The sequence below is a fragment of the Chitiniphilus shinanonensis DSM 23277 genome (assembly GCF_000374805.1).
GTDB classification, from domain to species: domain Bacteria; phylum Pseudomonadota; class Gammaproteobacteria; order Burkholderiales; family Chitinibacteraceae; genus Chitiniphilus; species Chitiniphilus shinanonensis.
Map to the genome: position 1 here is coordinate 121,126 of NZ_KB895335.1, position 13,179 is coordinate 134,304.

13 protein-coding genes are annotated in these 13,179 nt (G+C 66.8%); 5 read left to right on the top strand and 8 right to left on the bottom strand.

Annotated elements, in window-relative coordinates; all coding sequences use genetic code 11:
* The first annotated feature begins 6 nt into the window (after nt 1-6).
* Complete coding sequence (locus C556_RS22710; protein WP_018746659.1) at nt 7-1,206, top strand: DUF3108 domain-containing protein; 1,200 nt, start codon at nt 7-9, stop codon at nt 1,204-1,206.
* Nucleotides 1,207-1,251: 45 nt separating this feature from the next.
* Nucleotides 1,252-2,514 carry an RsmB/NOP family class I SAM-dependent RNA methyltransferase gene (locus tag C556_RS0102555; RefSeq protein ID WP_018746660.1) on the top strand — a complete coding sequence of 421 codons (1,263 nt, stop codon included), beginning with the start codon at nt 1,252-1,254 and terminating at the stop codon, nt 2,512-2,514.
* Between the two features lie 63 nt (nt 2,515-2,577).
* Here the strand turns inward: C556_RS0102555 and C556_RS0102560 are convergent, their stop codons facing one another.
* From C556_RS0102560 to C556_RS0102590, 7 genes are all read right to left on the bottom strand, one after another.
* The gene (locus tag C556_RS0102560) at nt 2,578-3,018 is read right to left on the bottom strand and encodes a ClpXP protease specificity-enhancing factor (RefSeq protein ID WP_018746661.1); all 441 of its coding nucleotides are present in this window, start codon (nt 3,016-3,018) and stop codon (nt 2,578-2,580) included.
* A 184-nt stretch (nt 3,019-3,202) separates the two neighbouring features.
* Nucleotides 3,203-3,808, bottom strand: coding sequence for a glutathione S-transferase N-terminal domain-containing protein (locus tag C556_RS0102565; protein WP_018746662.1), 606 nt, complete (start codon nt 3,806-3,808; stop codon nt 3,203-3,205).
* Between the two features lie 176 nt (nt 3,809-3,984).
* A complete protein-coding gene (locus C556_RS0102570; RefSeq protein WP_018746663.1) occupies nt 3,985-4,767 on the bottom strand; it encodes a cytochrome c1 in 783 nt (260 codons plus the stop codon).
* Nucleotides 4,768-4,778: 11 nt separating this feature from the next.
* The gene (locus C556_RS0102575) at nt 4,779-6,131 is read right to left on the bottom strand and encodes a cytochrome b (protein WP_018746664.1); all 1,353 of its coding nucleotides are present in this window, start codon (nt 6,129-6,131) and stop codon (nt 4,779-4,781) included.
* Nucleotides 6,132-6,142: 11 nt separating this feature from the next.
* Nucleotides 6,143-6,733: a ubiquinol-cytochrome c reductase iron-sulfur subunit gene (petA, locus tag C556_RS0102580; protein ID WP_018746665.1), complete on the bottom strand. Its 591-nt coding sequence runs from the start codon at nt 6,731-6,733 to the stop codon at nt 6,143-6,145.
* A gap of 204 nt (nt 6,734-6,937) precedes the next feature.
* Complete coding sequence (locus C556_RS0102585) at nt 6,938-7,453, bottom strand: hypothetical protein (RefSeq protein WP_018746666.1); 516 nt, start codon at nt 7,451-7,453, stop codon at nt 6,938-6,940.
* Nucleotides 7,450-8,202 carry a Nif3-like dinuclear metal center hexameric protein gene (locus C556_RS0102590; protein ID WP_040430206.1) on the bottom strand — a complete coding sequence of 251 codons (753 nt, stop codon included), beginning with the start codon at nt 8,200-8,202 and terminating at the stop codon, nt 7,450-7,452. Before C556_RS0102590 ends, C556_RS0102585 begins: the two co-directional genes overlap by 4 nt.
* Nucleotides 8,203-8,278: 76 nt before the next feature.
* Between C556_RS0102590 and C556_RS0102595 the strand changes: the two genes are divergently transcribed.
* On the top strand, nt 8,279-9,370 hold the full coding sequence (locus C556_RS0102595; RefSeq protein ID WP_245559208.1) for a Do family serine endopeptidase: 1,092 nt from the start codon (nt 8,279-8,281) through the stop codon (nt 9,368-9,370).
* 67 nt (nt 9,371-9,437) lie between these two features.
* Here the strand turns inward: C556_RS0102595 and C556_RS0102600 are convergent, their stop codons facing one another.
* A complete protein-coding gene (locus C556_RS0102600) occupies nt 9,438-11,408 on the bottom strand; it encodes a monovalent cation:proton antiporter family protein (protein WP_018746669.1) in 1,971 nt (656 codons plus the stop codon).
* A gap of 174 nt (nt 11,409-11,582) precedes the next feature.
* Here C556_RS0102600 and C556_RS0102605 point away from each other — a divergent pair, with 174 nt between their 5' ends.
* The gene (locus C556_RS0102605; protein ID WP_026262746.1) at nt 11,583-12,560 is read left to right on the top strand and encodes a KpsF/GutQ family sugar-phosphate isomerase; all 978 of its coding nucleotides are present in this window, start codon (nt 11,583-11,585) and stop codon (nt 12,558-12,560) included.
* Between the two features lie 99 nt (nt 12,561-12,659).
* Nucleotides 12,660-13,175: a KdsC family phosphatase gene (locus tag C556_RS0102610; protein WP_018746671.1), complete on the top strand. Its 516-nt coding sequence runs from the start codon at nt 12,660-12,662 to the stop codon at nt 13,173-13,175.
* Nucleotides 13,176-13,179: the final 4 nt, after the last annotated feature.

The window sequence follows — 13,179 nt, forward strand, 5'->3', positions numbered from 1 at the left end:
CGCCCGATGACCGACTGGCGTGCTCGCCTCGCGGTTCGCCGTTGGCTCTGGGTGGCGCTGCTGCTGTCGGTGCTGGTGCATCTGTTCGGCATCCTCGGCGACACCCTCTACCTGCTGGCCAGCAATAGCACCACGCGCGGCGAAAGCACGCCGCTGCGCAAGGCGACGCAGCACCTGGCCGAAACCTCGTTCGACGATCTGTTGCTGCCGCCCGAGCTGGAAGGCGTGAAGCCCGCCGAGCAGCTGGTGGTATCGCTGGGCCTGCCGCCGCCGCCCAAGCGTAACGTCGCGCAGGCGCCCACGCCGACTGCGCAGCCGACACCGGCGCCAACACCCATGACCACGCCGGCACCGAGCGCCACGCCACGGCCTACGCCGATCCCGACGCCAATGCCGACTCCTGCGACCCCGGCCGCCTCCGCACCGGCGACGCAGCTGGCGTCGGCACCGGCCGCGCTGGCCGCATCGCAGGCCATCGCGCAAGCAACCGCCCCGTCGCCCACACCGACCGCACGCCCCGCGTCCGCCCCGCAGGACGGCGCCAAGCTGGCCAAGGGCTTCCCGCGCAACGCGGAAATCGTCTACATGTACGGCCCGGTGCCGGCCACGCTGACCTGGCACGTGGAGCATGGCCGCTACGAGGTCAGCCTGAAGGGCTCGCTGCTGGGCCGCACCCGCGAGCTGCGCAGCGTCGGCCATGTCACCCGCGACGGACTGCGCCCGGATCGCTATACCGAATTGCGCGACGGCAAGATGCGCAGCGAGGCCACCTTCGATTGGGATAAGCCGGTCGCCACGCTCAACGACAAGGGCGAGCAGAAGGAAGTGCCGCTCCGGCCGGGCGACCAGGATTTGTTCTCCGCCGCGTTCCAGTTGGCGATGCAGGGTTCGCGGTTGCAGAATCCGACCTTCACCCTGTTCAGCGGCCGCAAGTCCTACCCGGACGTGCAGTTCTCGATCCGCGGCGAGAGCACGCTGCGGGTGGGCGACCAGCAGGTGGACGTGCTGCTGCTGCGCGGCACCTTCCAGGATCGGGAGTTCGACTTCTGGCTGGCGCCCAAGTGGCACAACATGCCGGTGCGGATGCAGGCCCGCCTGGGCAACGACGGCACCAGCTACGATATCTGGGCCAGCAGCATGCGGCTGGAGGACACGGTCGTGCTGCGGCCGGCGTTGTCCGGCCAGCAGGACCGCGGGCCCCATTGAGTTCCCCGCCGGGCGCCGCCCGGCACAGTCATTGAACGGTTAATCATGATCACACCCACCCAGTACCACGGCATCCTCGATGCGCTCGAACAGATCCTTCCCTTCACCGCGCCGGCCGACGTCTGCCTGTCGCGGCTGTTCCGCGAGGAACGCAAGCTGGGCGCGCGCGACCGCGCGGTGATCGCCGAGACGGTGTTCGGCCTGCTGCGCCACCTGCCGCGCCTGGAATGGGTCGCCGGCCCCTACGCCGGCGCACGGCTGTGGCTGATCTGCTACCTGGCCGCGATCGAGAAGCGCAACCTGAAGGAACTGGCCAGCCTGTTCAACGAGGAACAGCTGGAACTGGCACGCAAGTGGAAGGCCACCGACTGGTCGGAAGCGCCGCTGCACGTGCGCGCCGGCCTGCCGGAATGGGTGGCGACCGCGCTGACGGCCGAAGGCCGCAGCGACGACGAGATCCTGGCGCTGGGCACGGCCATGCTGCAGGCGGCGCCGCTCGACCTGCGCGCCAACACCCTCAAGACCCGCCGCGACGCGCTGCTGGAAGCACTGAGCGGCGGCGAGTTCGCGGTGACGCCGACGCCGTACTCGCCGTGGGGCGTGCGCGTGGCCGGCAAGCCGGCGCTCAATCGTCATCCGCTGTTCCTGTCCGGCGGTTTCGAGGTGCAGGACGAGGGCAGCCAGTTGCTGGCGCTGCTGACCGGGGCGCGCCGCGGCCAGATGATCGCGGACTTCTGCGCCGGCGCGGGCGGCAAGACGCTGGCGCTGGGCGCGATGATGAATTCCACCGGGCGCCTGTACGCCTTCGACATCTCGGAAAAGCGCCTGGCCAACCTCAAGCCGCGCCTGGCGCGCTCGGGGCTGTCCAACGTGCAGCCGCAGCTGATCGCCAGCGAGCACGACCAGAAGATCAAGCGCCTGGCGGGCAAGATGGATGCGGTGCTGGTCGATGCGCCGTGTTCCGGCCTGGGCACGCTGCGGCGCAATCCGGATCTTAAATACCGCCAGAGCGCCGCCAGCGTGGCCGAGTTGAACGCCAAGCAGGCCAGCATCCTGGCGTCGGCGGCACGGCTGACCAAGGCGAACGGCCGGCTGGTCTACGCCACGTGCAGCGTGCTGGCGAGCGAGAACCAGCAGATCGTCGAGGCGTTCCTCGCCGCGCATCCCGACTTCGAACTGCTCGACGCGCGCGAGGTGCTGGCGGCGGAAAAGATCGAACTGCCGCTCGACGGCCCCTATCTGCAGCTGGACCCGGCGCGCCACAACACCGACGGGTTCTTCGCGGCGGTGATGAAGCGCCGCGCCTGATCCCGGCCAGCGACAACAAAAAACCCGCGACCTGTCGCGGGTTTTTTGTCGGGGCCGCGCGGGCTACTTCACCACGCGCAGTTGCGGTCGCCCGCTGGGACGCGGCGGCTCGTCGTCCGGCCCCTTGTCGGAGGCCGCGGCGCTGGGTTCGTCCGCCGCCACCGGCGCGTTGTCCACCAGCTCGTCGGGCACGCCTTCGTATTCGAAGCCCATGCCCTCGCCGTTCTCGCGGGAGAAGATCGACACCACCGCGCCGACGGGGATGGCGATCTCGCGCGACACGCCGTTGAAGCGCGCCGAGAAGGTGATGTAGTCGTTGCCCAGTGTCAGGCTGCGGGTGGCGTTGTAGCTGATGTTGAGAACGATCTCGCCGTTCTTCACGTATTCCATCGGCACTTGCATCTTGCCGCGCACGGCCACCACCAGATAAGGCGTGAAGCCGTGATCGGAGCACCACTCGTGGATGGCCCGGATCAGATAAGGCTTGGTCGAGACGGACTGCATGGGTTTCCTCCGAGAAGACTGAGGAAAGAAACGGGCGGCGCCGGGCGCGCCCGCGATCTTTCCGGCCGCAGGAAGTCGCCGGCAAGACCCAGTGAAGCACGCCGGCCACGCCCGCGAAACGCGGACGGCGCGTTCGGCCCGGCAAATGGGCCGGACGCGGGCCGGATGGGTCTTGCCGCGGCGCTTACTTGCGCATGGCCTTTTCGTTCGGGGTCAGCGAATCGATGAAGGCCTGGCGGCTGAACAGGCGCTCGCCGTACTTCATCACCGGCGCCAGCGCCTTGGTCACTTCGATGCCGTAGTGGTCGAAGCGCCACAGCAACGGGGCGATGGCGACGTCCAGCATCGAGAACTCCTCGCCCAGCATGTACTTCTGCTTGGCGAACAGCGGGGCGAGCTGGGTCAGGTTGTCGCGGATGGTGGTGCGCGCGGCTTCCAGCGCCTTCTTGTTGGCGCTGCTGTCCTCCAGCGTGCGCATGTGCACGAACAGCTCGCGCTCGAAGTTGAACAGCATCAGGCGCGCGCGGGCCCGCATCACCGGGTCGGCCGGCATCAGTTGCGGGTGCGGGAAGCGCTCGTCGATGTACTCGTTGATGATGTTCGACTCGTACAGTTGCAGATCGCGCTCCACCAGTACCGGCACTTCGTTGTACGGGTTCATCACCGCCAGGTCTTCGGGCTTGCTGTGCACGTCGACATCGATGATCTCGAAATCCATGCCCTTTTCGAACAGTACGATGCGGCAGCGATGGCTGAACGGGCAGGAAGTGCCGGAATACAGTTTCATCATGGGTGACGGTCTCCGTTGTCAAACTCGGGAATTGCGATGGCCGCGATTCTACCAGCCGCGGGGTGCCTCAGGCCAGAAAAAGCACCACAAGTCAATGATTTTAAAAAGAAAAACAACCATCAAGCCGACAAGCAAAAAGGGCGCTGTCGCGCCCTTTTTGCCTTGCCCTCGCGTGCTCAGTGCACGTCGCGCCAGTATTCCTTCTTCAGGAAGTAGCTGATCGGCACCAGGATGAACAGCAGGAACAACAGCACGGCGTAGCCGATCTGTTCGCGCTTCACCTTGGCCGGTTCGCCCATGTAGACCAGGTAGTTGACCAGCTCGGCGACGCGGGTGTTGTACTCGGTCTGGTCGAAACCGCCATCGTCGGCGACGCGGGTCAGCAGGCCGGGCTTTTCCAGCTTGAGCGACGTCAGATGCTGCTCTTCCTTGCCAGTCTCGTGGTTCTTCACCGTCTCGTAGACCGGCACCTGCTGGCCTTGCAGCTCCCACAGCACGTGCGGCATGCCCACCTTGTCGAACACCAGGTTGTTCCAGCCGGTGGGGCGGGAATCATCGCGGTAGAAGGTGCGCAGGTAGGTGTAGAGCCAGTCCGCGCCACGGGCGCGGGCGATCACCGACAGGTCGGGCGGCGTGGCGCCGAACCAGGCCTTGCCGTCGGCGGCGGCCATCGACACGCGCATGGGCTCGCCGATCTTGTCGGCGGCGAACATCAGGTTGGCCTTGATCTGCGCTTCGCTCAGGCCCAGGTCCTGCAGGCGGTTGTAGCGCATCGACAGCGCACCGTGACAGGACAGGCAGTAGTTGGCGAAGGTCTGGGCGCCGCGTTGCAGCGACACCGGGTCGCGCAGCAGGTTGGGTGCGCGGTCCAGGTGCACGCCGCCTTCGGAGGCCAGGGCTGCCAGCGGTGCGAGGGCGAGCGAGGCGGCCGCCAGCCATTTCTTGATATTGGATTTCATGCCATTCCCTCTCAGATCACCCAGGCGAACACGGCGGACAACACCAGCGTCAGCGCGAACAGGGCGAGGAAGCGCATCTGGCGCCCCAGCGTGGAATCGGTCACGCGCTCGGGCACCGGCAGCGTCTTGTCCATCTTGCTGTACCAGGGCATGCCGAAGAAGAACGCGAAGTACACCACCGACAGGATCTGCGACACGATAGTGCGCAGGTTGGTCGGCGGCAGCGCGCCCAGGATGCCCAGGCCGATGAAGGCGATGATGAACAGCACCAGCGCGGTCTTGTAGATCGGACCGCGATAGCGGATCGACTTGACCGGGCTGCGATCCAGCCACGGCAGGAAGGCGATCACCACCACGGCGGCGCCCATCGCCAACACCCCCCACACCTGGGTGCCGAGGAACGACGGCACGGCGCGCAGGATGGCGTAGAACGGCGTGAAGTACCACACCGGCGCAATGTGCGGCGGGGTCTTCAGCGGATCGGCCGGGATGAAGTTGTTGTCTTCGAGGAAGTAGCCGAACACATTGGGGAAGAAGAACACCACCAGCGAGAACACCACCAGGAAGACGGCCACGCCCAGGATGTCCTTCACCGTGTAGTACGGGTGGAACGGGATGCCGTCGAGCGGGATGCCGGTCTTCGGATCTTTAAGCTTCTTGATCTCGACGCCGTCCGGGTTGTTGGAACCCACTTCGTGCAGCGCCACCAGGTGGGCGACCACCAGGGCCAGCAGCACCAGCGGCACGGCGATCACGTGCAGCGCGAAGAAGCGGTTCAGCGTGGCGTCGGATACGACGAAGTCGCCGCGGATGAACACCGACAGATCCGGGCCGATCACCGGGATCGACGCGAACAGGTTCACGATCACCTGGGCGCCCCAGAACGACATCTGGCCCCACGGCAGCAGGTAGCCCAGGAAGGCTTCGGCCATCAGGATCAGGAACACCAGCGTGCCGAACACCCACACCAGCTCGCGCGGCTTCTGGTACGAGCCGTAGATCAGGCCGCGGAACATGTGCAGGTAGACCACGACGAAGAACATCGAGGCGCCGGTGGAGTGCATGTAGCGGATGATCCAGCCGCCCGCCACGTCGCGCATGATGTACTCGACCGAGGCGAACGCGACCGAGACATTGGTGCCCGGGATCAGCGAGCCGTCCGGCTTGTAGTTCATCGTCAGGAAGATGCCGGTGACGATCTGGATCACCAGCACCAGCAAGGCCAGCGAACCGAAGAAGTACCAGAAGTTGAAGTTCTTCGGTGCGTAGTATTCGGAGACGTGTGCCTTCCAGGTGGCGGTCAGCGGGAAACGGTCATCGACCCAGTCGAGAACCTGTTGGCCGACATTTTGTAGTTTGCTCATGGTTCAGCCTCTTACTGGTCTTCGCCGATCAGCAGCATGGAATCGCCATCGCCGAAGAACTTGTGCGGCGGGATGACGAGGTTGGTCGGCGCGGGCACGCCGGAGAACACGCGACCAGCCAGATCGAACTTCGAGCCATGACAGGGGCAATAGAAGCCGCCCAGCCATTCCGGGCCCAGGTCGGCCGGGGCCAGTTCGGGACGGAAGGTCGGCGAACAGCCCAAGTGGGTACAGACGCCGACGGCAACCCAGATGTCCGGCTTGCGGGAGCGGCCTTCGTTCTGGCAGTAGGCGGGCTGGTCGCTGGACTTCGATTGCGGATCGACCAGCTTGGGGTCGTTCTTCGGCAGGTTGGCGACCATCTCGGGGGTGCGTTTGACCACCCATACCGGTTTGCCGCGCCACTCGACGTCGATTTTCTGGCCGGGCTCGAGCTTACTGATGTTCACTTCGGCCGGGGCACCGGCGGCCTTGGCGCGCTCGGAAGGGAAGAAGCTTGCAATGAACGGCGTCGCCACGCCGGCCACGGCCACGGCACCCGCGCCGCTCGCCGCAACGAGCAAGAAGCGCCGTTTGCTGTTATCAACCTGCTGGTCACTCATTGATCCAATCCCTGAAGATGGAAGTTCTGGCTAAAACTGGCGAATTCTAACCGAGCATGCGGGGAACTGAAAGCCGGACGCTATGTCTCGCGCTACGGCCCCCTAACACGAGCACTTCGGGCTGGAGTAGCCGTTTCGTCAAGGTTGCATCAGGCCGCACGCTACCCAGCAAAAGGGCCGCATCGCGGCCCCCGAAGGAAACAGTCAGCGCCAGGCGCCGCCGGACTGGGTATAACGCGTCAGCTCAGTGCCCAGGCGGTCGGCCACTTCGGCGGTGATGTCGGCCACCTTCTCGCGCCCGGTGCCCGGATAACTCACCTGGAACACCCGCGCCGACAGGTTGAAGCCGTTCTTGACCGGCACCAACACATAGCGGATGCGCGCCTGCGTGGGGCGCTTGGCCTTGACGATGCCGGCGACGAACTCGATGCGGGTCTTGCTGCGCGCCGCGACGGTCATCCCGCGCGAGGTGCGGTATTGCTCGATGTCGTCGAGGATGGCCTCGGCGGTGCGCCCCTCGATCAATACCGTCGGCACGGTCTTGAGCTGCTGGATCTCGGTTTCCGCCAGTGGCGGTTCGGTGGTGTCGCCGGGCGTGGCCGGCGCGCTGCCGGTGGGGCCGGCCGGCGCCGGCTTGCCGGACGAAGGCGGCACCGTGCCGCAGGCGGATAGCAGGATGCCGGCCAGCGCGACCGTCATGAGCTTGTAGGCTGTCGTCATACGGGGTTGTCGATGTCCAGGTGAACGAGATCGAGCGCGAAACGCTCGGCAAGATGCGCGCCCAGCGCCCGCACGCCGTAGCGTTCGGTGGCATGGTGGCCGGCGGCGACGAAGGCCACGCCGGATTCGCGCGCCAGATGGGTGACGAATTCCGATGCCTCGCCGGTGACGAAGCAATCGATGTCGTGGGTCGCCAACTCGTGGAAATAGCCCTGCGCGCCGCCCGTGCACCATGCCACACGGCGCAGCGTCCGCCCAGTGTCACCGATCACCAATGGTTGTCGTTCGAGCGCCTCGGCGGCATGGGCGGCGAATTCGCCCAGCGTCAGCGGCGCGGCCGGCGCGCCGAGCCAGACCAGATCCTGGTCGCCGCAACGGCCGTCGGCCACCAGATCCAGGCGCTGCGCCAACTGGGCGTTGTTGCCCAGCGTTTCGTGCGCATCGAGCGGCAGGTGGTAGGCCAGCAGGTTGATGTCATGGGCCAGCAAAGTGCCGATGCGCGCCTTCTTGGTGCCGACCACCGGCGCGCTTTCGTTCTTCCAGAAGTAACCATGGTGAACCAGCAGCGCATCGGCGCCGGCGGCCACCGCGCCTTCCACCGCCGCCAGGCTGGCGGTCACGGCGGTTGCCAGGCGGGTGATCTCGCGCCGGCCCTCGACTTGCAGGCCGTTGGGGCAGTAGTCCTTGAAGCGGTCTATCTGTAGAAGTTGTCCGATATAATCGGTTAGTTGCTCTCTGGCTACGGCCATTGCTTTCGACCACATGAAAAAACTCTGGTTGATTTTCGCACAAACCACCACGGTCGGGCTTGCCGTATGGTTTCTGGTGGCTTTACTCCATCCCGACTGGCTGCCCGGCCGCACCGCGCCGCCGCAGGAAGTGGTCACCGTCAAGAGCAGCGAACCCCAGAGCGCGTCCGCCAGCGGCATGGCGTCGTACCGCGGCGCGGCGCACCGCGCGATGCCGGCGGTGGTAAACATCTATACCGCCAAGGAAACCAAGCTCAGCCACCCGTTGCTGAACGATCCGGCGTTCCGCCGCTTCTTCGACGACCGCCTGGACGGCGACGAGGCGCAACGCACCTCCAGCCTGGGTTCGGGCGTGATCGTGTCGCACGACGGTTATATCGTCACCAACAACCACGTGGTCGAATCGGCCGACGAGATCCAAGTGGCGCTGGCCGATGGCCGCACCGCCGAGGCCAGGCTGATCGGCACCGATCCCGAAACCGATCTGGCGGTGATCCGTATCGAACTGCCCAACCTGCCGACGGTGGCGTTCGCCGACGACAGCCGCGCCGAGATCGGCGACGTGGTGCTGGCGATCGGCAACCCGTTCGGCGTCGGCCAGACGGTGACCATGGGCATCATCTCGGCCACCAAGCGCACCCAGCTCGGCATCAACACCTTCGAGAACTTCATCCAGACCGATGCAGCGATCAACCCCGGCAACTCCGGCGGCGCGCTGATCGACGCCCACGGCGACCTGCTGGGCATCAACACCGCCATCTACTCGCGTACCGGCGGCTCGCTGGGCATCGGCTTCGCCATTCCGGCCAGCTCGGTGAAGCAGGTGATGGAAGCGCTGATCAAGGAAGGCAGCGTGGTGCGCGGCTGGCTGGGCGTCGAGCCGCAGGACGTCACCGAGGAACTGGCCAGCTCGTTCAAGCTGAAGCAGGCGCGCGGCGCCCTGGTGGCGGGCGTGGTACGCGGCAGCCCGGCCGACACCGCCGGCCTCAAGCCGGGCGACATCGTCCTGGCCATCGGCGGCCAGGAGGTCGGCGACACACTGGCGATGCTCAACCTGATCGCCGCGCTCAAGCCGGACCAGCAGGTGGATATCCGCCTGTTCCGCGATGGCCGCGAACTGACCCTGCCGGTGAAGATCGGCAAGCGACCGACCTTCCGCCAGCCCTGAGCCGCGCAGCAGCCATTGAAAAAGCCCCGTCGCGACGGGGCTTTTTCATGTGTGAGGCGACGGTGCCTCAGTTGCCCTGGAGCAGCAGCATCTCGGCGGCGGCCAGCCCTTCCGGCTCGCCCAGCAATACCAGCACGTCGCCCTCGTTCAGCACGAAATCGGCGGCGGGCTGCATCGGCCGCATGTTCTTGCGGCGCAGGCTCTTCACTTCGACATGCAGCCCGGCCAGATCCAGCGCCTCGATCGGCTTGTCGATGGCTGCCGAGCCGCTCACCAGCAGCACGGTATGCAGCCGCGGCAGCGGGCGGTCGCTGTCGTCCTGATCCTCCACCGTACCGCGGAAGAAGCCGCGGAACATCTGGTAGCGCGCCTCGCGCACGCTGCGGATGCGCTTGAGCACGCGATTGAGCGGCACGCCCAGCATCATCAGCGTGTGCGACGCCAGCATCAGGCTGCCTTCCAGGATTTCCGCCACCACCTCGGCCGCACCGGCGGCCTTGAGGGTGTCGATGTCGGTGTCGTCGTGGGTGCGCACGATCACCGGCAGTTCGGGGCGCAGCTTGTGCACCAGATCCAGGATCTTCAACGCGGAATGGGTATCGGCGTAGGTCACCACCAGCGCCCGGGCCCGCATCAGGCCGGCGGCCATCAGCACCTCGCGCTTGGCGGCATCGCCGAACACCACCGATTCACCCGCCGCGCCGGCCTCGCGCACCTTCTCCGGATCCAGGTCCAGCGCGAAGAACGGGATGTCCTCCTGATTGAGCAGGCGCGCCAGGCTCTGGCCGCTGCGGCCGTAGCCGCACAGCACCACGTGCCCCTGGCTTTCCATGGTGCGCACGGCGATCTGGTGCAGGCTGGCCGCCATGCTCATCCACTCCGACGCGACGAAGCGCAGCACCAGCTTGTCGGAGTACTGCAACACGAACGGCGTCGCCAGCATCGACAGCACCACGCTGGCGATCATCACCTGGTTGAGCCCGGCCGGCATCAGGCCGGCGCCGGACACCAGCGCCAGCAGCACGAAGGCGAACTCGCCGCCCTGCCCCAGCGCGAAGCCGGTGCGCAGCGCCGGGCCGGGCTGGTTGCCGAACAGGCGCGCCAGCAGGGCGATCAGCAGCACCTTGCCCGGCAGCAGGAACAGCAACGTCAGCAGCACCAGCCACCATTGGCTGGCCAGCGTGGAAAAGTCGAGGTTCATGCCGACGGTGACGAAGAACAGCCCCAGCAGCAGATCGCGGAACGGGCGGATGTCGTCCTCCACCTGATAGCGGTACTCCGTCTCGGCGATCAGCATGCCGGCCAGGAACGCCCCCAGCGCCAGCGACAGCCCGGCCAGCTCGGTCAGCCAGGCGATGCCCAGCGTCACCAGCAGCACGTTCAGCATGAACAGCTCGCTGGAGCGCTGCTTGGCCACCAGGTTGAACCAGGGGCGCATCAGCCGCTGCCCCAGATTGAGCAGCAGCACCAGCACACAGATGATCTTGACCGCCGCCAGCCCCAGCGCCCACAGCATCTCTTCGCCGGGCCGGCCCAGCACCGGCAGCATGATCAGCAGCGGCACCACCGCCAGATCCTGGAACAACAGGATGCCGATGGCGTTCTGGCCATGCGGCGCGTTCAGCTCGGCGCGCTCGGTCAGCAGCTTGGACACCATGGCGGTGGACGACATCGCCAACGCGCCGCCCAGCGCCAGCCCCACCTTCCAGTCGTAGCCCCCGAGCAGCGCGCCGGCGCAAACCAGCAAGGCAGTGGTGACCACCTGGCTGGCACCCAGCCCGAACACGATGCGGCGCATCGCGTTGAGCTTGGCGAGATTGAATTCCAGCCCCAGGGTGAACATCAGGAACACCACGCCGAACTCCGCGAGGTGGGTGGCCTCGTCCGACGAGGCGATCAGCGCCAGCGCGTGCGGCCCGATCAGCATGCCGACCAGCAGATAGCCGAACATCGCCGGCAGCTTGGCGCTACGACAGATCACCACCATCAGGACCGCCGCGGTGAGCAGCAGCAACAGCGAGGAAAGAGGATCGGACATGGAAGGGCCGTGGCGTGGGAGCGCTTCGATTATAAGGGAACGCCCCCGGCCCCGGCTGACCGGCCTCAAGCACCGCGACACCGCATTGCCGGCGTGGCGAAGCGGGCGGGTTTACTACCGCAGGATCGGTTCTTGCTAGCGGCCGCGCGCGCCGCTCTCTTATACTTGCCGGCTATGGCAAATCCAGATCACTCCAAGGCCGTGGCGCGCGCCCGCCACGTGCTCGATATCGAATCGAAGGCGATCGCGCGGCTGGCCGGGCAACTGGACCAGCGTTTCGATCGCGCCTGCGCCCTGATCCTGGCCGCCAGCGGCCGCGTCGCCGTGTCGGGTATGGGCAAGTCGGGCCACGTCGCCCGCAAGATCGCCGCCACCTTCGCCTCGACCGGCACCCCCGCCCTGTTCGTCCACCCTGCCGAAGCCGCGCACGGCGACCTGGGCATGATCACCGGCAACGACGTGGTGCTGGCGCTGTCGTATTCGGGCGAAAGCGACGAGCTGGTGGCGCTGCTGCCCAGCCTGAAGCGCCTGGGCGTGCCGCTGATCGCCATCACCGGCAACGGCAACTCCACCCTGGCCCGCGAGGCCGACGTCTGGCTCGACGGCAGCGTCGAGCAGGAAGCCTGCCCCTTGAACCTGGCCCCCACCGCCAGCACCACCGCCGCGTTGGCGCTGGGCGACGCGCTGGCCGTGGCGCTGCTGGACGCGCGCGGCTTCAAGGCCGAGGATTTCGCGCTGTCGCATCCGGGCGGCAGCCTGGGGCGCCGCCTGCTGGTGCGGGTGAGCGACCTGATGCATGCCGACGACCAGGTGCCGGCGGTGGATGCCGACGTGTCGCTGCGCGACGCGCTGCTGGAGATCAGTCGCAAGGGCCTGGGCATGACCGCCGTGCTCGACCAGGACGGCGCGCTGGCCGGCATCTTCACCGACGGCGACCTGCGCCGCGCGCTCGACCGCGGCATCGATGTCCACGCCACCCGCGTGGGCGATGTCATGACCCATTCCCCGGCCACGATCGACGCCGACCAACTGGCGGTGGAAGCCGTCGCACTGATGGAGAAGCGCCGCTGCAACGGCCTGCTGGTCACCCGGCAAGGCCGGCTGGTCGGCGCAGTGAACATGCACGACCTGCTGCGCGCCCGCGTGGTGTAAAAGGTTGCACCGATCGGATCATCCCTTCGACCCCAACTACAACAGACCGACCACTGAGCGAAGCAAGGCGATGAATCCACCCCACACCAAGGAATCCCGATGATTGACCACGCGCGCGCCGTGCGCCTGATGATTTTCGACGTGGACGGCGTCATGACCGACGGCGGCCTCTACTACACCGACAGCGGCGAGGAACTGAAAGCCTTCCATTCGCTGGACGGACACGGCCTGAAGATGTTGCAGGGCACCGGCGTGAAGCTGGCCATCATCACCGGCCGCACCTCGCGCCTGCTGGAACATCGCGCCGCCAACCTCGGCATCGACTACCTGTACCAGGGCGCGCACGACAAGCTGGCCACCTTCGAAGCGCTGCTCACCGCCGCCGGCGTCACCGCCGCCGATTGCGGCTACATGGGCGACGACGTGGTGGACCTGCCGGTGATGCGCCGCGTGGCCTTCGCCGCCAGCGTGCCCGAGGCGCCGCAGATCGTGCTGGACCACTCGCACTACGTGCCGACCCGCGCCGGCGGCCACGGCGCGGTGCGCGAAGTGTGCGAAGCCATCATGCGGGTCCAGGGCACCTGGGACGCCGCAATGGCCCCCTACCTGCGCTGAGGAA